Consider the following 17,279-nt stretch of genomic DNA (forward strand, 5'->3'; position numbering starts at 1 on the left):
GGAGGCGCGAGCCCTTCGGGGTGCGCCTCCGGCAGCCGGCGCCGCAGCCACCGCGCGCCGGCGAGCTCGGCAGCGCACGCGATCAGGGCAGGTTCTCGAGAGGATCGGTCTTGCCCACGCCCGCGTGCTCCAGGACGAGCGCCTTGACGGTCGCCGCGCTGTCGAGCGGGTAGTCGTACGGGGCGGTCCAGGAGCAGTCCTCGCCGGACTCCTGCGTCCCGGTGGTCTCCTCGAACACGTTGTCGATGCGGTGCGTGCCGCCGGCCGGGCTGTCCAGCGTGGTGATCGGGTTCTTGACCTTGAAGAAGTGGTTGCCCTCCACCCGCAGGCAGGCGCCGACGCGCGAGTTCACCCCCGACGTGGGGACGTTCTCGAAGTAGTTGTTGAAGACGTGGCCGTTGCCGCCGCGGTAGCTCGGGAGGCGCGAGTTCACGTTGCTGATGCGGTTGTGATGGAAGGTGATGCGGCGATCGCTGTCGTCTTTGTCCGACGAGCCGACCAGCATGCCTTTGTAGTGGTCGTGCAGGTAGGTCCACGAGATCGTGATGTCCGAGGACTCGTGGGTTGCGTCGATGAGGCCGTCGTACTTGTCCTTGTCGGAGTTCACGGCGGGAGAGTCGGCCCAGAGCTCGCAGTGGTCGATCCAGACGTTGTGGCTCTCGTCCATGTGGATGCCGTCGCCGTTGCCGCTGTCGGCGAGCACGTGGTGGATCTTCAGGTTGCGGACGATGATGTTGGACGACCTCTTCAGGTTGAGCCCGATCCCCTCGAGCTCTCCGCTCGTCCCGACCCCCACGATGGTCTTGTCCGAGGCGACGTCCACGTCGTCGCCGCTGCCGCTGATCTTGCCGGTGATCTGGATGATCAGGGCGCCCGGCCTCGCGGCCTCCGTCCTCAGGTCGTCGAGCGAGCTCACGGAGACGACCTCACCGCCCTTGCCGCCGGTGGTGCCGTCGCCTGTCGTGGCATAGCCGTAGAGCCGGAAGTCCGCGCCGCCGGGGCTGCCGCCCGTTCCCGCGCTGTCCGAGCCGCCGTCGCCGGTACCACCCGTGCTGCCGCCCGCGCCGCTGGCGCCGCCGCCCTCACCGCCGCCGCCCGTGCCCGCTGTCGCGCTCCCGGAGCCGCTGCTGCCCGCGATGCTCCCCCCCGTGCCCGCGCCGCTGCCGGAGCTGACGCTCGCGCCGCCTGTCGGCTGGCCCTCGCCGTCGTCGGACGGCCCTGACGTCTCCGTGCCACAGCCGACCGCCGAGAACCCGATCGCGAACAGCGCAGCGAGGACAACCTGAGTTTCGCACTTCATGAGCAAGCGACCTTTCCGTGATGAGCCAAGCGGATCGCGCGGCACAGAGGGAGGAGCCGGACAGCGCGCGGCCGTTCCCGGCGACTCCATGGCGACGCACGCGCCCTTGAATCAGCAACGCACATGCCAGCAGCTCCGAACGGGCCGGAGCCGCCCCGATGCGCGCATCGCTCACGGCATTTCCCGCCGTGACGGCCGCGCCGCGCGCCCTTCACCCGCACCGCGCGCGGGGCCCTGGGGCCGAGGCGGCGTCAACCCGGGGTTGACACGGTGGACACGCGCAGTCACCGCGCCCCGGCCCTCGCCTGCTCAGCCTCCTGCGGTGTCCCCGGGCCCGCCCGGCGTGCGAAAAGGAGAGGGACCGCAACGGCGCAAGGCGAAAAGGGGAACAGCTCTCCTCCCTGTTCCCTTGCGCCCCTTGCGCCCTTGCGGTCCTCTTCCCATCTGCTGACGGTATTTCAACGCGATCGGGGCTCTAAGGGCCGATCCACAGGAGCCCGACCTGGTCGAGCATGGCACCGTCCTCGCGGCATTCGAACGAGACGATGTGCGTCCCGGGATCGAGCGCGAAGGTGAGCAGCGCCGTGTCTGTGGCGTCGGCGTCGCTGACGATGTCGTCGTGGAACTCGGCGCCGGTGAAGTCGTAATAGTGCCCCAGCGGCGGCTTGTGATCCATGCGAACCAGGAAGGAGCTGTCCTTGCCTTGGTCGGGCCCCTCGGCGACCCGTGCCTTGATCTGGTACGTGCCGGCCCTGCTGATCTCGAACGAGCAGTCGACCCGGTCCTCCTTACAATTCGCTTCCTCGGGGACGACCACGTAGGTCATGCCGCTCGCCTCCGGGTGGGCCATTTGCTTGAAATTGCCGTAAAGATTGCACCCCTCGGCCTCGAGATCGAGCACGTCAGGCGCGCCTCCGCCGCTGGACGCGGCTGCGCCTCCCTCCGCGTCCCACGCTTCGGACAGGCCCTCGAGCGAGCAGGCGGCGCACGCCACGAGCGGCAGCAGCGCCCCCCAGCGCCCCCAGCGCCGTGGGCGGGCGTCGATCCCCGTGGCGCACACAGGGGAGGCTCGCTCTTCACCGACAGCCGCGCGACGCCCCGTCTCCGCACCAGGTCTCGATATCTCGTTCACTCCCGCCATCCTAGCAACACGCGCACCACCGGCGCGACCCAATAGGTCGACACGGCCCCTCCGCATTCCACCCGGAATCGCGGCCCGAGCGGCGCCCCGGCGGCGCCGCGCCGACCTGGCGCTTCAGCGCGCCGCGGGACGCGCGTAGTCCTGCGCGCGGAAGAACACCCCGTGGACCTCGCCGTCGACCAGCGCCGGCACCAGCGCGCCCGGCAGGACGGACTCGACGTCGTTCGGCGCCTTCGGCCCGCCGAGGTCGGTCCGCAGCCAGCCCGGGTCGAGCAGGTTCATGAGCACCCCCGTGCCGCGCAGCGAAGGGACTGTGTCGCGAACGAACTTGTCGAGCGCCGCCTTCGACGCTGCATACGCCATCAGCTCGGGCTGGTCCTGGATCCCGGACGTCACCTGGACGATGCGCCCCCAGCCGCGCTTCAGCATCGTCGGCAGCAGCCGGTACGTGATCCGGATCGGGCTGATCACGTTCACCTCGAAGCTCAGCCGGTAGTCCTCCGCCGGCGTCTCCGCGTACGTGGCGCGGAACGGCGTCATGATCGCGGCGTTGTTGTACAGGATGTCGATCCCGCCCGACGCGGCGAGGGCGTCGTCCACCAGGCGATCGACCGCCCCCTGATCCGACAGCTCACCCGAGACGGCGCTCACCCGGACGCCCTTGCCGGCGAGCTCCCGCTCGAGCTCCCGCGTGTGCGCCGCGTCGCGGCTGTGCAGGACGACATTGCAGCCGAGCCCCGCGAGGCCGCGCGCGATCTGCGTCCCGATACCCCGGCTCGCGCCGGTGACCAGCGCCCATTTCCCTTGGATTTTCACCGTCATGGCAGCGCCGTTATGACAGAAGTCCGTCCTCGCTGGCACATGAAAGCTTCCCCGGCAGCAACGACTGCTGATCGGGTGCTGCTGGAGCAGCAGCGCAACCCGGGCTCCGCGGGGGGACGTCCCGGCAACCGCGCGAAATCTCAGGGTTCTTGCGTGGCACGGCGGCTGCCTGAGCTCTGCATTTGCATCCAGGTGCGATTTTCTCGCCGAATCCCATGCAACTGGAATCGACCCGTACCGTCCTTGGCGAGCCGGAAGGCATCCAGAAGAACCCCATGATCAGGCACACCTCCTTCGCGAAGATCCGCTCCGGGCTGCTTGCATGCGCCGCGCTGGCGTGCGCCCTGCTCGGCTGCGATCGCGGCGGCGGTGAGCTGGGCGCCGCGGCCGCGAGCGACGCAGGCGCCCCGGCGCGGGCGCAGGACACGCGCGAGGCGGCTGTCGTGCGCCTCGGCTACCAGAAGATCGGCACGCCGTACCTGCTCAAGGACCGCGCGGAGGGCCTCAAGAAGGCGCTCGAGGCGAGGAACGCCCGCGCCGAGTGGATCGAGTTCCCCGCGGGGCCTCCGCTGCTCGAGGCCATGCGCGCCGGCGCCGTGGACGTCGGCCACGTCGGCGAGACGCCCCCTGTCTTCGCGCAGGCGGGCGGCGTGCCCTTCGTCTACGTCGCCACCGATCCTCCGGCCCCGAAGGCCGAGGCGATCATCGTGCCGAAGGGCTCGCCGATCACCGGCGTCGCGGACCTGAAGGGCAAGCGCGTCGCCGTCAACCGCGGCTCCAACGTGCATTACCTGCTGATCCGGGCCGTCGAGAGCGCCGGGCTGACGCTCGACGATCTCCAGATCTCGTTCCTCGCGCCGGCGGACGCGCGGAGCGCGTTCGAGAGCGGCAAGGTCGACGCCTGGGTGATCTGGGATCCGTTCCTGGCCGCGGCCGAGCTCGCCGGTGCGCGCGTCCTCCGGAGCGGCGAGGGGCTTGTCGACAACCACCTCTTCTACGTCGCCCGGCGCGAGTTCGCCGAGCGGCACCCGGAGCTCCTGCGGACGGTGCTCGACGGGTACCAGGCGCTCAGCGGCTGGGAGCGCGAGCACACGGAGGAGACCTCGCAGATCCTCGCGAGGTCGTCGGGCGTCGCCTACGACGCGTTCCTCACCTCCGAGCGCCGGCGCGCGTTCGGCCTCCTGCCGATCACGCCCGAGATCCTGAAGAAGCAGCAGGACATCGCCGACACGCTCCACAAGCTCGCGATCATCCCGCGCGACGTCCGCGTCGACGACGCCTTCCTGTCGGCGGCCGCGTACGGGGGCGTCCGATGACGGCCGGCCCCGCGCCCGGCGCGCTCGGCCGGAGCCTCGCCCCCTGGATCGCCCCGCTCGCGCTGGTGCTCGTCTGGGAGGCCCTGTCCCGGCTGCAGATCCTCCCGAAGAGCCTGCTCCCGTCGCCCTCGGAGGTGGTGCTGGCCGCGGTCCACGCCACGAGGAGCGGCGACCTCCCGGCGCACCTCGGCGTCAGCGCCTTGCGCGCGCTCGGCGGTCTCGTGATCGGCGCCGGCATCGGGCTCGTGCTCGGCCTCGCCACCGGCCTCTCGCGCCCGCTCCAGCTCGTCGTGGACGGGCCCCTCCAGATGCTCCGCGCCATCCCCGCGCTGGCGCTCGTGCCGCTCGTCATCCTGTGGTTCGGGCTGGGCGAGGCGGCCAAGCTCTTCATCGTCGCGGTGACGGTGCTCTTCCCCGTCTACCTGAACACCTTCCACGGCGTGCGCAGCGTCGACCCGCACATCATCGAGATGGCGCGCGTCTACGACGTCCGCGGGCTCGCGCTCTACCGCGAGGTCATCCTCCCCGGCGCGCTCCCGTCGATCCTCGTCGGCCTCCGCTTCGCGCTCGGGCTCGCGTGGCTCGTGCTGATCGTCGCCGAGACGATCGGCGCGACGCAGGGCCTCGGCTACGTAGCGATGAACGCGCGGGAGTTCATGCAGATGGACCTGCTCGTGCTCACGATCGTGCTCTGGGCGCTCCTCGGCAAGCTGGCCGACTCGCTGGCGCGGTGGGCCGAGCGCGTGCTCCTGCCCTGGCAGCCTCGATTGCAGCGAATGGACGCGGGGGGAACATGAGCGCGCCGGTCACTCCTCGCGGCGGCGCACGGGTCCTCCTCGATCGGCTCGAGAAGCGTTTCGGCGACAAGCCTGTCCTCTCGGGCATCGAGCTCGACGTCCGCCCTGGCGAGCTCCTGACCATCGTCGGTCGGAGCGGCTCGGGCAAGAGCACCCTGCTCCGCATCCTGTGCGGCCTCGAGCAGCCCACGGGCGGCGCCGCGCGCGTCCTGACGCGCGAGGGCGGCGCGGCCGTGCGCGTCGTCTTCCAGGAGCCCCGCCTGATGCCGTGGCGCACGGTCCTCCAGAACGTCTGCATCGGGCTGCCGAGGGAGCGCCGCGAGCGCGCGCGCGACGTCCTTGCCCGGGTCGGCCTTCTCGACCGCCAGGACGACTACCCCGGCGTGCTCTCCGGCGGCCAGCGGCAGCGGGTCGCCCTCGCGCGCGCGCTCGTCCACGACCCCAGGGTCCTGCTCCTCGACGAGCCGTTCGGGGCCCTCGACGCCCTCACCCGCATCGGGGCGCAGCGCCTCGTCGAGTCGCTGTGGGTCCAGCACGGCTTCACGGCCATCCTGGTGACGCACGACGTGGAGGAGGCTGTCTTGCTCGGCGATCGCGTTCTCGTGTTCGACGAGGGCCGCATCGTGGAGAGCGTCGCTGTCGATCTGCCGCGGCCTCGCGCGCGGGAGCTCCCGGAGGTCGGCCGCCTCACCGGCGCCCTGCTCCGGACGATCCTCGCGTCGGCCGATGGCCCACCGACCCCGCCCCCGACGCGCACGAGCCTTCCTCCGCAGCTAGCGGAGCCCCTCCTGGCCGGCGCGGAGTGAGGTCCGACGCCTCCTCCCCGTCTCCAGTCTTCCGCCCCTCCCCTCCGTCCCTCGTCTTCCGTCCCCTCCCCTCCGTCCCCTCCCCTCCGTCCCCTCCCCTCCGTCCCTCGTCTTTCGTCCCTCGTGCGCGTGCGCGTGCGCGTGCGCGCGCTCGTCCTCGCTCCGATCCTCTCCAGCAGCGCGCCCCTCCCCCTCAGACAAAGCACCCCTCAAGTCGCGGGTCGGTCCGGAGTATCGCCTCGACCTCCACCACACAATCGCGCGCCGAGAGGACCGTGTAGTACCCGGGCTTGATCTCCGGCGCGAAGCGGACCGCCTCCCGCCATTCGTCGAGCGAGAACGGGTCCGCCCGGATCGCATCCCAGAACCGCGTCGCGTCGAGCACGCCCGCGATCGGGCCCGTGTCTCGCCCCTGGAGCCGGCTGACGACGTACGCGGCCGTGCCTACCTGCAGGCCGTGGAGCCGCGGCCGCGCGGACGTCTGGTCGAGCGCGTGCGAGATGAGGTGCTCGCTGCCGCTCGCCGGCCGGGACGAGCCGGCGATCTCCATGGCGATGCCGTTCAGCATCAGCGCCGTCGCGAGCAGGCGCATGCCCTCGAGATCGCGCTCTGGGCGCGCCATGAACTGGAACACTGTCGCGTCCGAGAGCAGGGCGGCGAAGTCGTTGACCGGCTCGCCGCGCGCGTGGAACGCGAGCTTCCAGTCGTGCACCGCCGTCACCTTGGCCACGAGATCGCCCACGCCGGAGAGCCACAGGACCTCGGGCGCGCGCAGGCAGACCTCGGTGTCCACGACGACGCCGAACGGGACGGCGCACGGGAGCGAGCGGCGCCTGCCGCCGACGGTCAGGCTGGCCGAGGGGCTGCAGAAGCCGTCGTTCGAGAGCGACGTGGGCACGGCCAGGAACGGCAGCCGGGCGAGGAACGCGAGGTACTTCGCCGTGTCGAGGGCGCGGCCGCCGCCGAGCCCGACGATGGCGTCGCAGCGCGTGGGCAGCGCGGGCAGCAGCGCGGCGGCCTCCTCGAAGCTGGCCGTGGCGACCTCGCGCCGCGCCACGACCTCGATCGCCTGCCCCGCGAGGCCCTCGAGCATGGCCGCCTCGATGGCCGCGGGCGTCCCCGCGCTGGAGAGCAGCAGGACGTGCCGGCGCGCCGCGCGCGCGAGGTAGAGGCCGCTGCGCGCGAGCGCCCCGGGCTTGATGCGCACCAGCGTGGGGATTCCGATCTGGGTCGTGCCGAGCATGCGGTGTTCTTACGCGCGATTGCGCCGGATCACGCTCGATTACGCCGGATTACGCCGGATCACGCTCGATTACGCCGGATTACGCTCGATCACGCCCGCCTCCTCGCCGCGGCGCGCCTCCGGCTGACCTCCAGGCCGCGGCCCAGGCTGCGCAGGACGAGCAGGTCCTCGCCGAGGTCGACGTCGACAAGCGCGCGGGCGACCTCGGGGCGGACGCCGGTGAGGATCGGCCGGGAGCCGAGGAGCTGGATCGCGCGCGCGAGCTGCTCCAGGGCGGCGGCGCCGTCCGGATCGAGCGCGTCCGCGCCGGTCACGTCGAGGACGACGTGGGACGCCCTGTGCGCGACGATGGCGGGCAGGAGCCGCTCGCCGAGCTCGCCGCCGCGCTCGGCGTCGAGGCGCCCGATGAGCGGCACGGCGAGGGTGCCCCGGTCGACGTCGAGGATCGGCGCCGAGAGCTTCAGGATCTGCCGCCGCTGCTCCTCCACGAGGGCGAGCGAGCGGTTGAGCTGGTCGATGAGCCGGCCCTGCTCCTCGATCTGCCCCTCGGCGCGGCGCTGCGCGGTGACGTCGAGCTGCTGGATGAGCACGGCGGGCGCGCCGGTCACCGGATCGGTCGTGCGGCGCGCCTCCACCTGGTGCCACCGCTCGCCGTCGGCCGTCACGACCCGCACCTCCCCTGCCCAGGGCGCGTCGGCGTCGATCGCGCCGCGGATGGCGGCGCCCACGCCCTCGTCCGGGAACGCCGCGTCGATCTGCGGCGCGTCGCCGAGGGCGCGCAGGGCCGCGGGGTTGTGGAAGAGCACCGCGCCTTCCCTGTCGACGACGCTGACCAGCACCGTCGAGTGGCGGACCGCCTCCACGCCGCGCACCATCGAGGCGTCGACGCCGGGCCGGCGCGGGAGCGCCTGGAACAGGATGGCGAGCCGCCCGTCGTCGAGGCGGATCCCCTGGCCGTGGAGGGTGACGGTCTCGGGCGTCCCGCGCGGGTAGAGCGTCCAGTCCTCCACGACCGTGCCGCCGTCCGCGAGCACGCGGAAGTAGCCGTCGAGCCGCGCGCGGACGGCCGGGGACAGGTCCGAGAGGTCGCGGGCGAGCAGCTCGGCGCGCTCCGTCGCGCGCCAGAACGGGACGGCCTTGGCGTTGGCCCAGGGGAAGCGGTAGCGGTCGTGGTCGTAGACCCAGGTCGGCAGGATCGACAGTTCGAAGGCCGACAGGCGCTGGTCGAGGGACGTCATTCGGGGCGGCACGTCATACGATGCCCTCGGCCGCCCTGCACGCTCCTATCGTCCCTGGTTCACTCGTGCGGCTGGTTCACGTACGGGTCGCGCCCCGCCTCCGCGTAGCCCGCCACGGACTGGGGGCTCGAATCGACGGCGAGCTTGCAAGCGCTCCTGAGGGTCACGTTCGAGTTGTAGAACTGCACCGCCTTGATGTCGGGATACTGCTTGAGTGCGTCGACGACGCCGCGCATCCACGCGCCCTTGCGGTTTGGGTCGGCCGGGTCCTCGTGGCTGGAGAACTCGCTCAGGATGTACGGTTTTTCGCCGTGCCATGCCCTCTGCGCGGGCTCGTGCATCCACTGGTAGTGACTCCCGAACGTTGTCGCGGGGTCCTTCCATCCCCCGCCGTTGCACACGTAGAAATTGTAGGGGTCGTACCCGAGCCAGTCGATGTAGCTGTCTCCGGGGTAGAGGGCGGGGAGCCGGGCGCGCGTGCCGCTCCAGCCCATCGGGGTCCATACCCACACGACGTTTGTCGCGCCCGCCTCGCGGAACATGTCGACGATGCGCCGGTAGGCACGGACGTAGTCGGCGTCCGGGCCGTCCGCGGCGTGGACATCGACGTTGTCCATCTCGTGATCGAAGGAGATCATCAGCTTGCCGGGCGCGTTCCTGGCGCGCTCCGCGGCCGCCCGGATCACGGCGTCCTGCGAGCCGTTCGCGATCTCGGTCCACGTGACGTTCGTGCCCCCCGAGTAGCGGCGCGACTCCCACGACAGGTGGAGGATGTATCCCTCCCTCATCTGCGCCGTCTCGTACCTGTCCGGGAAGACCCCGTTATCGGCGGTGCCCCAGTCGTGGTAGCGGTACACGATGTCGAGCTTGCGGCCGGCCTTCCCCTCGAAGTCCTTGATCGCGGCGCCCCAGTCCCAGCCATGGTTCTTCGCCGAGTTGTACGCGCCCCACCAGGCGCCGTTCCTCGGCACGAGCTTGTCCGACACGGCGGGCTCGCCGTCGGTGGACGCGCCGCCGTCGGTGGACGCGCCGCCGTCCCCGGGCGGCGCGCCGGCGTCCGCTGTCGTGCCGGCGTCCGCGGGCGTGACGTCGATCCACACGATCGAGGACACGAGCGACCCCTGGCCTGCCGTGTTCTCGAAGACGAGCTCGGTCCGGAGCTGGTCGCCGTCCCTCACCTTGAGGCCGCTGAACGTGTCTCTCAGGTTCTGCTGCATCGCGCGGAGCGTGCGCGCCGGGCCGGAGCCGACCAGGGTGTCGCCGTCGTAGAGGTTGACGCGCACGGTCCCGGCGCCCCCGTCGATCGTCCACGCCTGGTAATTGACGACGACCTGGGTCGTGCCGCCCGCCGGAGCGCCCGAGTAGCCGAGCGTCAGCGACGCCCTCGCCGACCCGGGTGAGCTCCGCGCGAACGTGCTGCCGCCGTCGCTCTCCACGAACGAGGTGCCGTCGTCGACCAGCGCGTAGATGGGCGCCGTGCCGCCGCCACCCCAGATCTTGGTCAGCGCGACGTCGCTCGTCGGCTTCAGGCTCACCGCCGCCGCGGCGGCGGAAGCCTGCTGATCCATGGGCTCCGAGCCGGCGAGCTCCCCCGAGCCACAGGCGGCGAGGAAGGCGGGGACTGCGCACAGGAAGAGTCGTTGACCGGTCAAGGCGAAGCGAGAACGAGAAGTCATCATGAGGCGATAGAAAGCACACATGAATCGGAGATCAAGCGTTTGAGCGAATTTCGAGGCTTCTGCAGCGACGCTGCACGCATGAGCCTCGACATGACACCTTGTGAGACGTCGCGCTCAGCGCCCATCACCGCGCATCTGCCGCGCATCTGCCGCGCAGACGGGCGATTCCGCGCGGCGCGCCGCGCGACACGCACACTGGACTGTTAAATAATGTGATGTTCCGGAGAAGAGTTGTGGCCCGCCGCCTGTGCCCGGCGGGCGCACAGGGCCTCTGCTCGCCCGTCGCCCGTCGCCCGCGGTCCGTCGCCAGGCGTCGTGTCGTGATCGCCCGATCAGCGGGTGATCTGCCAGAGCAGATCGAGCAGCTCTTCCACCACCAGGCGCCGGTTTTCCCAGGTCGACGCGGGCGCGACGGCGCTCGCGCGCCTCGCCGCGTCCCTGGCGAGCTCTGCCTGGCGGCGCGAGCGCTCCGCCTCGTCGTTCTGCTGCTGCCGCGCCCTCGCGGCGCCGCCCGACGCGACGAACGAGAGGAGCTGCGGGAGCTCGCCCCTGTCGAACCAGGTGCCGTGTTCCCTGCAGATGTCGACGATGATGCCGCTCTTGCCGGCGAAGTTCTTGCGGTTCATCGGCTGGCGGCAGGCCGGGCAGCGGACGTAGCGCACGCGGACATTGACGTGCTCCTGGCGCCGCGGCGGCCTCGGCGCGCTCCTGCCGTAGCTCTCACGGCGCTCCAGGAGGTCGCGCAGGAGCGCGTGGTCGACGAGCTGTCCGCCGCATCGCCCGCAGTCGCGCAGCAGGCCAGTCGCGGCGTGGAAGGCTGAAAAGGGCTCGTCGCAGTCGGAGCAGCGGAGCGCGTCGGGCTCCGCGATCGGCTCCAGGCCGAGCTCGTGCCCGCAGCCGTCGCAGCGCTCCGCGTCGGGGAAGTTGAGCTGGTAGCAGCCGCCGCAGCGCAGGGTGGCGAGCGGGCCAGCGCACCCGGGATAACAGCGCCCCTGCGCGTCGATGAGGAGACCGCAGCGCGGACACGTGGGGCGGCCGGCGTCCATCTGGTGATTCTAGAGGAACGCCGCGCGTCCGAGAAGCGGCGCGGCGGGCGCGCTCGAGCAGGGCGCCGGCGCCGCCTCCGGGTCGTCGGCGCGGCGCGGCGTCAGCGCGGCGTCAGCGCACCCGCGCGGGGCGCGCCGCGGGGTTGGAGCTCCGGGAGCGGGCGACCGGCGGCGCGCTGGAGCGGCGCCCGAGCTTGCGCAGCTCGCCGCGGAGGTAGCCCACCGCGACCTCCTCGTCGTGGAACACGAGGACGTTGTCGTTGTGCTCCTCACGCAGGAGCCGGTTCACCTGCAGGGCGCCGACAGCGGTCCGCACCACGATGGCGACGCAGGCGAACTCCTGGACGAGCATGCTGCGGGTGCGCATCGTCGCGGCCTCGAACCCCGGGTCGTTGTTCATGGGAGGCTGGCGGAGATCGATCAGGTGGCCGAGGCCCGCGCGGTCGAGCGACTCGTAGACCTTGAGCGCCTCGGTGTGAACCCGGATGAAATCGTCGGGCGACGGATACGGGACTTCGGACCGCGTGCTCCGGACGATCGCCTGGTCCTCATGGAGGGTGACCGTCAGGTGATCGTTCTGCAGCAGGACCGACATGCCCAAGACAGGATAGCGAGCCGGCGGCGAGCTGGCACTGAAAAGCGCTGCGATCTCGAATACGTGGCGGGGTTGTCGTGTCGGGAGTGACCGGAGCGGACCCCGGCGCTCCCCGACCGGCGGAGTGGCCTTGCGAAGGCGTTCTCGTGGCCCGCCGGCGGTGCCGCGGACTACGCTGCCTCACCGTGGTCGAGCTGAAGCGCCTCACGATCCACCGCTACCGCAACATGGAGCATGCGAGCTCATCTTTAGCGACAGCCGGAACGTCCTGCTCGGCCAAGCATCCTCGCAATCCATTTTCCCGGGCTTGCGACAACCCAGGTTCACCCTGCACGTGGGTTGTACCTGTTGGGATTCTTGAAGGACCGAAGATCGGCCTGCCCGAGGGCACGACCGACGACTCCATGAAGGACGAGCAACTCGCCTTCTTGTCCGAGGTGGTCCGTCTGCTCGACCTACGCTCGGCGACCGCCCTCGCCGCCGCCCGGCCAGCCTGACGCGGCCCCCCCCGGGGCCGCCCAGCTCACTCGAACCGCAGCGCCTCCACCGGATCGAGCCGCGCCGCGCGCCGCGCCGGGCCCACGCCGAACGTGATCCCGATGAGGATCGACACCCCGAGCGCCAGCCCGACGGCGTACGGCGGCACGATGGTCGCCCACTCCCCGAACCGCGACAGCAGCACCGCCGCCGCGTACCCGAGGCCCACGCCGGCCACGCCGCCCGCGAGCGACACAACCACGGCCTCGACGAGGAACTGCCGCAGGATGTCCCGGCGGCGCGCCCCCACCGCCATGCGCACGCCGATCTCGCGGGTGCGCTCCCGGACCGAGACCAGCATGATGTTCATGATCCCGATGCCGCCGACGATCAGCGACACCGCCGCCACGCTGCCGAGCAGCGTCGTGAACGTGCCCGTGATCTGCCCCATCGTCGCGAGCATCTCGGCCTGAGACCGCACCTCGAAGTCGCTCGGCTGATCCGGCCGCAGCCGGTGGCGCAGGCGCAGGAGCTGCTCGAGCTGCGCGATCACCGCGTCGGACCGGTCCTCGCTCGCGAGCTGCAGCGAGATCGTCGACAGGTGGTCCTGCCCGAACAGCGCCGACCGGTGCGTCGACAGCGGCACGAACACCCCGTCGTCCGGCGAGCCCATGCCGGAGCCCTTCTCGGCGAGCACCCCGACCACCCGGAACGCGCTCCCGTTGATCTGGAGCCGCGTGCCGAGCGGCGATGCCCCGGGGTAGAGCTGCCGCGCGATGTTCGCGCCGAGGATGACAACGCGCGAGCGCTGCTGCTCGTCGAGGTCGGAGAACGGGATGCCGCTCCCCATCGCGAGCGAGCGGACCTCGAGGTACGCCGGCGTGATCCCCGTCACCGAGGCGTTCAGGTTGCTCGTCATGTACCGGAGCTGCGCGCTGCCGCTCCGCTCCGGCGCGACGGCGGCCACGCCGTCGAGCCCCCGCAGCGCCTCGGCGTCGTCCTCGGTCAGCGTCTTCACCGTTCCAGAGCGGACCCCGCTCGCGGACGCCGACCCCGGGCGCACCATGAGCAGGTTCGCGCCGAGCGACCGGATCCGCCCCTCGACGCTGCTGCGCGCGCCCTCCCCGATGCCGAGCACCGCGACAACCGCGGCCGTCCCGATGATCATGCCGAGCATCGTGAGCAGCGTGCGCAGGCGGTTCGAGGCGAGCGAGCGCCACGCGCTCTTCGCGGTCTCCTTGATCAGCATGTCCCCTCCATCTCGCTCGCGTGGAACGCCGCCACCACGGCGCCCGCCGGGCCGTCGGCCACGATGCGCCCGTCCTTCATGTGGATCGCGCGCGCGAGCGACCGCGCCACGCCGAGATCGTGGGTCACCATCACGAGCGTCGTCCCGTCCGCGTTCAGCGAGAGCAGGAGCTCCAGCACGTCGCGCCCCGTCCGGCTGTCGAGCGCGCCCGTGGGCTCGTCGCACAGGAGGATCGACGGCCGCGTCACGATCGCCCGCGCGATCGCGACGCGCTGCCGCTGCCCGCCCGAGAGCTCGGTCGGCAGGTGCCGCGCGCGCGCGGCGAGCCCCACGCGCGCGAGCGCGCTCTCCGCCAGGGCGCGGCTGTCCTTCACCGCCCCGTAGAGGAGCGGCAGCTCGACGTTCTCCGCCGCCGTCATCCGCGGCAGCAGGTTGAAGCTCTGGAACACGAACCCGATGTGCTTGTTCCTGAGCCCCGCGAGGTCGTCGTCGTCGAGATCCGCGACGTCGCGCCCCCCGAGCCGGTACGTGCCCTCCGTCGGCCGATCGAGGCAGCCGAGGATGTTCAGGAGGCTCGACTTCCCGCACCCCGACGGCCCGATGATCGCCACCGACTCGCCGCGGCGCACCTCGAAGCCGATCCGGTCGACCGCCCGCACGGCGAGGTCCGCGCGGTCGGCGTGGTACACCTTGGAGAGGCCCTCGACGAGGACGGGGACGTCCATCTCAGCGGCCTCCCTGGCGGCCCATGCCCATCCCGCGCATCGGGTTCTGGCCGCCGCCCTGCCGCTGCCCCTGCCCCTGCCCCTGCCCCTGCGCGGGGGTCTGGGCGGGCGCGCTCGCGAGGACGTCGTCGCCCTCGGCCAGCCCCTCGACAACGACCATCTGCGTGCCGTCCGTCGCCCCGGTCTTGATGGGCCGCTCCTCGCCGTTCGCGAGCCGCACGAACCGCCGCTTGCCGGCCGACTGCACGGCCAGGAGCGGCACGAGCAGCACGTCCTTCTGCTCCGCGGTCACGATCTCCACGTCCGCGCTCATCCCCGACCGGAGCAGCGACGCCTCCTTGTCCTTGATGACGATCTCGACGTCGAACGTCACGACGCTCGAGGTCTCCTTGCCGAGCGGGCTCACGCGGTCGACGACGCCCTGGAACACCCGGTCCCCGTAGGCGTCGACGCGGATGTCGACCCGCTGCCCCGGGGCCACGCGGCCGATCTGCGCCTCGTCGATCGCGCCGACGATGCGCAGGTTCGACAGGTCGGCGAGCGTCATCACGGCGCTGCCGCCGCTCACGTTGGTGAGCGCCGACGAGACGAGCGTCCCCACCTCCACGGCCACGTCGAGCACCGTGCCGGCGATCGGCGCGTAGATCTGCATCTCCTTCAGGCGCGTCTCGGCGTCCTGCACCGCGATCTCGGCCGTCTTGAGCTGCGCCTGCGCCGCGGTCACCTGCGCGCGCCGCAGCGTCATGTTCGCGCTCGCGACCTTCGTCGAGTGCGCCGCCGACCGGGCGGCGTCGGTCGACCCGAGGCCGAGATCGGCGCTCTTCTCGGCGATCCCCTGGCTCACCTCGTTGTTCTTGCGCTCGAGGTCGGCGACCGCGAGCGACGCCTGCGCCGCCGCGAGGTCGGCCTTCACGCGGTCGCGCGCCACGCGCGCCGCGGAGAGATCGCGCTCCGCGTCCGTCGGATCGAGCTTGACGAGGAGCTGACCGACCTCGACGTTGTCGCCCTCCTTCACGAGCACCTCGATGACCTGGCCGGCGGCGCGCGACTTCACCTCGACCTGGACGTCGGGCTCGATCTTCCCGGACGCCGCGGCGGTCTCGGTCAGGCTCCCCTTGCGGATCTCGACGGTGGGGCCGGCCGGCGCCTGCGAGGGCCTCTGATACCAGGCGTACCCGCCGATCGCGAACGTCGCGATGGCCGCCGCGGCGACGCCGGACATCAGGTAGCGCTTCTTGTTCCTGTTCATGACGACCTCCTGGAGAGCACCGAGGCGAAGCGATCGAGGAGCGCGCCCGTGGCGTGCTCGAGCTGGAACCGCGACGTGAGCTCTGTCACGGCGGCCCGCAGCTTGCGGAGCTCCGCCTCGCGCAGCGTCTGCTCCGCCTTCACCACGTCCGCCGACGTCGACGTCCCGAGCAGGAGCCGCTGCCGCTCCGCCTCGGCCAGCTCGTTGGCGAGGCGGGCCGTCTCCGTCGCGATGGCGATCTGGTCGACGGCGGCCTCCAGCGTCACCCGCAGCGAGGTGATCTCGGCCGTGATCGCGTCGGCGCGCGCCCTGTAGCGGGCCTCCGCGGCGGCGAGCTGCGTGCGCGCGCGCGCCGCGTCGGCCGACGCCCGGCCCCCGCCGAACGGCAGCTCGAGGTCGAGCCCGCCCAGCACGCTGAACGCCGGCCGCCCGCCCGGGAGCGCGAGCCCCGACAGGCCGTCGTCCGCCCACAGGGTGCCCACCGACGCGGTCGTGAACACGTCGAGGCGGGCCTGGTCCGCGTCCTCCGCGGCGCCCACGCGCGCGCGCAGCGCCTCGAGATCGGCGCGCAGGGCGGCGAGCTCCTGGGACCGCGCGCTGGCCGCCTTCACGAGCGCGGCGGCGGGCGGGAGCGCCCCGAGCGACGGCGGCGCGCCGGTCGCGGCGAGCGACGCCGCGCGCGCCGGGTCCATGCCGAGCGCGCGCCCGAGCGCGATGGCCCGCGCCGAGCGCGCCGCGCGGGCCTGCGACAGCGCGTCGGCGATCGACCCGGCCGACGTCGAGAACTGCAGGACGTCGACGCGCGTGCCGGTGCCGAGCGTCTCGGCGCGGGTCTTCGCGTCGGCGAGCTGCCGCTGCGCGGCGGCGAGCGCCTGCTCCTGCACGCCGATCGCCTGCTCCGCGTACCAGAGCTCCCAGTACGCATCGAGCACGTCGAGCGCTGTCTGGCTCGCCGCGAGATCGCGCTCCCGCTCCGCGGCGACCGCCGACGCCTCCGCCTGCGTGAGCGGCGCGAGGACGGCGTCGGTCCCGGCGCCCCGGAGGAGCGGCTGCCGCGCCGAGACGTACGCCTCCGCCCTGTAGGTCGGCCCGGCGATCGCGCCGTCGAGCGCTCTCCTGTCGTCGCTCTGCCACCCCGAGTCCGCCGACGCGCCCACCTCGAGGCCCGTGCCGATGTCGGTCGTGTACCGGAGCGCCGCGTTCGCCGCGACGGACGTGCTGTCCGAGCGCGCGAGGCCGGCGCCGCCGCCCCGGAAGGCCTCGGTGTACTGTCCTGTCACCGAGGCGGAGAGCGTGGGCCTGCGGGCGCCTTGCTCGGCGGCCACGACCTGCCGCGCCGCGGTGGCCTCGAGCAGGGCCGCGCGGAGGCTCGGGTTCTGGGAGGCCGCGCGGCCCACCGCCTCTTCCGCGGTGAGCGTCTCGGCGCGCGCCGCGCTGCTCAGGGAGCACGTGGCGATCACGGCGAGGGACGCCAGCCACGGCAGGGGAACGGAGCGAGAGAGCGTCATGCGCCGAAAGCTAGAGGCCAGTGTCTCAAGAGGTGTCCGGTTCGTGTAAAGATTCGTCAAGAGCCTTTTGACCAGGCCTTACACGGCG

At 72.0% G+C, this 17,279-nt stretch carries 16 protein-coding genes; 4 read left to right on the forward strand and 12 right to left on the reverse strand.

Annotated features, from left to right (window positions below; all coding sequences use genetic code 11):
* Positions 1-82 precede the first annotated feature (82 nt).
* From WMF42_RS24255 to WMF42_RS24265, 3 genes are all read right to left on the reverse strand, one after another.
* Positions 83-1,300 carry a pectate lyase family protein gene (locus WMF42_RS24255; RefSeq protein WP_437685005.1) on the reverse strand — a complete coding sequence of 406 codons (1,218 nt, stop codon included), beginning with the start codon at positions 1,298-1,300 and terminating at the stop codon, positions 83-85.
* A gap of 475 nt (positions 1,301-1,775) precedes the next feature.
* A complete protein-coding gene (locus WMF42_RS24260; protein WP_437685007.1) occupies positions 1,776-2,360 on the reverse strand; it encodes a hypothetical protein in 585 nt (194 codons plus the stop codon).
* A gap of 195 nt (positions 2,361-2,555) precedes the next feature.
* The gene (locus WMF42_RS24265; RefSeq protein WP_437685009.1) at positions 2,556-3,263 is read right to left on the reverse strand and encodes an SDR family NAD(P)-dependent oxidoreductase; all 708 of its coding nucleotides are present in this window, start codon (positions 3,261-3,263) and stop codon (positions 2,556-2,558) included.
* A 275-nt stretch (positions 3,264-3,538) separates the two neighbouring features.
* On the opposite strand from WMF42_RS24265, the gene WMF42_RS24270 reads away from it, so the two are divergent.
* From WMF42_RS24270 to WMF42_RS24280, 3 genes are read left to right on the forward strand one after another with little or no spacing between them, the layout of a single operon-like run.
* Positions 3,539-4,579, forward strand: a complete 1,041-nt coding sequence (locus tag WMF42_RS24270; protein WP_437685011.1) for a sulfonate ABC transporter substrate-binding protein — start codon at positions 3,539-3,541, stop codon at positions 4,577-4,579.
* The gene (locus WMF42_RS24275) at positions 4,576-5,376 is read left to right on the forward strand and encodes an ABC transporter permease subunit (protein WP_061611856.1); all 801 of its coding nucleotides are present in this window, start codon (positions 4,576-4,578) and stop codon (positions 5,374-5,376) included. Before WMF42_RS24270 ends, WMF42_RS24275 begins: the two co-directional genes overlap by 4 nt.
* The gene (locus WMF42_RS24280; RefSeq protein ID WP_437685013.1) at positions 5,373-6,182 is read left to right on the forward strand and encodes an ABC transporter ATP-binding protein; all 810 of its coding nucleotides are present in this window, start codon (positions 5,373-5,375) and stop codon (positions 6,180-6,182) included. Before WMF42_RS24275 ends, WMF42_RS24280 begins: the two co-directional genes overlap by 4 nt.
* A 193-nt stretch (positions 6,183-6,375) precedes the next feature.
* On the opposite strand, the gene WMF42_RS24285 is transcribed toward WMF42_RS24280, so the two are convergent.
* From WMF42_RS24285 to WMF42_RS24305, 5 genes are all read right to left on the reverse strand, one after another.
* Positions 6,376-7,425: an iron-containing alcohol dehydrogenase family protein gene (locus tag WMF42_RS24285; protein WP_437685015.1), complete on the reverse strand. Its 1,050-nt coding sequence runs from the start codon at positions 7,423-7,425 to the stop codon at positions 6,376-6,378.
* 89 nt (positions 7,426-7,514) lie between these two features.
* Complete coding sequence (locus WMF42_RS24290) at positions 7,515-8,663, reverse strand: STAS domain-containing protein (protein ID WP_437685017.1); 1,149 nt, start codon at positions 8,661-8,663, stop codon at positions 7,515-7,517.
* A gap of 59 nt (positions 8,664-8,722) precedes the next feature.
* Positions 8,723-10,315 (reverse strand): glycoside hydrolase family 26 protein, encoded by a 1,593-nt coding sequence (locus WMF42_RS24295; RefSeq protein WP_437685019.1) that lies wholly within the window; start codon positions 10,313-10,315, stop codon positions 8,723-8,725.
* 359 nt (positions 10,316-10,674) lie between these two features.
* Complete coding sequence (locus WMF42_RS24300; RefSeq protein WP_061612113.1) at positions 10,675-11,388, reverse strand: zf-TFIIB domain-containing protein; 714 nt, start codon at positions 11,386-11,388, stop codon at positions 10,675-10,677.
* Between the two features lie 112 nt (positions 11,389-11,500).
* Positions 11,501-11,983 (reverse strand): hypothetical protein, encoded by a 483-nt coding sequence (locus tag WMF42_RS24305; RefSeq protein WP_061612112.1) that lies wholly within the window; start codon positions 11,981-11,983, stop codon positions 11,501-11,503.
* Between the two features lie 185 nt (positions 11,984-12,168).
* Here WMF42_RS24305 and WMF42_RS24310 point away from each other — a divergent pair, with 185 nt between their 5' ends.
* Positions 12,169-12,480, forward strand: a complete 312-nt coding sequence (locus WMF42_RS24310) for a hypothetical protein (RefSeq protein ID WP_155798950.1) — start codon at positions 12,169-12,171, stop codon at positions 12,478-12,480.
* A 26-nt stretch (positions 12,481-12,506) separates the two neighbouring features.
* Here WMF42_RS24310 and WMF42_RS24315 read toward each other — a convergent pair whose 3' ends face one another.
* The 4 genes from WMF42_RS24315 to WMF42_RS24330 are packed head-to-tail and all read right to left on the reverse strand — an operon-like array spanning position 12,507 to position 17,191.
* The gene (locus tag WMF42_RS24315) at positions 12,507-13,709 is read right to left on the reverse strand and encodes an ABC transporter permease (protein ID WP_061612111.1); all 1,203 of its coding nucleotides are present in this window, start codon (positions 13,707-13,709) and stop codon (positions 12,507-12,509) included.
* Positions 13,703-14,434 (reverse strand): ABC transporter ATP-binding protein, encoded by a 732-nt coding sequence (locus WMF42_RS24320; RefSeq protein ID WP_061612110.1) that lies wholly within the window; start codon positions 14,432-14,434, stop codon positions 13,703-13,705. Before WMF42_RS24320 ends, WMF42_RS24315 begins: the two co-directional genes overlap by 7 nt.
* 1 nt (position 14,435) lies before the next feature.
* Positions 14,436-15,683 (reverse strand): efflux RND transporter periplasmic adaptor subunit, encoded by a 1,248-nt coding sequence (locus tag WMF42_RS24325; RefSeq protein WP_437685022.1) that lies wholly within the window; start codon positions 15,681-15,683, stop codon positions 14,436-14,438.
* Positions 15,680-17,191 carry a TolC family protein gene (locus tag WMF42_RS24330; protein ID WP_437685024.1) on the reverse strand — a complete coding sequence of 504 codons (1,512 nt, stop codon included), beginning with the start codon at positions 17,189-17,191 and terminating at the stop codon, positions 15,680-15,682. Before WMF42_RS24330 ends, WMF42_RS24325 begins: the two co-directional genes overlap by 4 nt.
* Positions 17,192-17,279 lie beyond the last annotated feature (88 nt).

Origin of the sequence: Sorangium sp. So ce176 (assembly GCF_051519835.1) — a bacterium.
GTDB classification, from domain to species: Bacteria; Myxococcota_A; Polyangia; order Polyangiales; family Polyangiaceae; genus Sorangium; species Sorangium cellulosum_G.

Coding starts and splice junctions, on each gene's coding strand:
- WMF42_RS24300 (WP_061612113.1), bottom strand. CDS start 11,388: ATGGACGCCGGCCGCCCCACGTGTCCGCGCTGCGGTCTCCTCATCGAC.
- WMF42_RS24285 (WP_437685015.1), bottom strand. CDS start 7,425: ATGCTCGGCACGACCCAGATCGGAATCCCCACGCTGGTGCGCATCAAG.
- WMF42_RS24255 (WP_437685005.1), bottom strand. CDS start 1,300: ATGAAGTGCGAAACTCAGGTTGTCCTCGCTGCGCTGTTCGCGATCGGG.
- WMF42_RS24280 (WP_437685013.1), top strand. CDS start 5,373: ATGAGCGCGCCGGTCACTCCTCGCGGCGGCGCACGGGTCCTCCTCGAT.
- WMF42_RS24275 (WP_061611856.1), top strand. CDS start 4,576: ATGACGGCCGGCCCCGCGCCCGGCGCGCTCGGCCGGAGCCTCGCCCCC.
- WMF42_RS24320 (WP_061612110.1), bottom strand. CDS start 14,434: ATGGACGTCCCCGTCCTCGTCGAGGGCCTCTCCAAGGTGTACCACGCC.
- WMF42_RS24270 (WP_437685011.1), top strand. CDS start 3,539: ATGATCAGGCACACCTCCTTCGCGAAGATCCGCTCCGGGCTGCTTGCA.
- WMF42_RS24330 (WP_437685024.1), bottom strand. CDS start 17,191: ATGACGCTCTCTCGCTCCGTTCCCCTGCCGTGGCTGGCGTCCCTCGCC.
- WMF42_RS24305 (WP_061612112.1), bottom strand. CDS start 11,983: ATGTCGGTCCTGCTGCAGAACGATCACCTGACGGTCACCCTCCATGAG.
- WMF42_RS24315 (WP_061612111.1), bottom strand. CDS start 13,709: ATGCTGATCAAGGAGACCGCGAAGAGCGCGTGGCGCTCGCTCGCCTCG.
- WMF42_RS24325 (WP_437685022.1), bottom strand. CDS start 15,683: ATGAACAGGAACAAGAAGCGCTACCTGATGTCCGGCGTCGCCGCGGCG.
- WMF42_RS24265 (WP_437685009.1), bottom strand. CDS start 3,263: ATGACGGTGAAAATCCAAGGGAAATGGGCGCTGGTCACCGGCGCGAGC.
- WMF42_RS24290 (WP_437685017.1), bottom strand. CDS start 8,663: ATGACGTCCCTCGACCAGCGCCTGTCGGCCTTCGAACTGTCGATCCTG.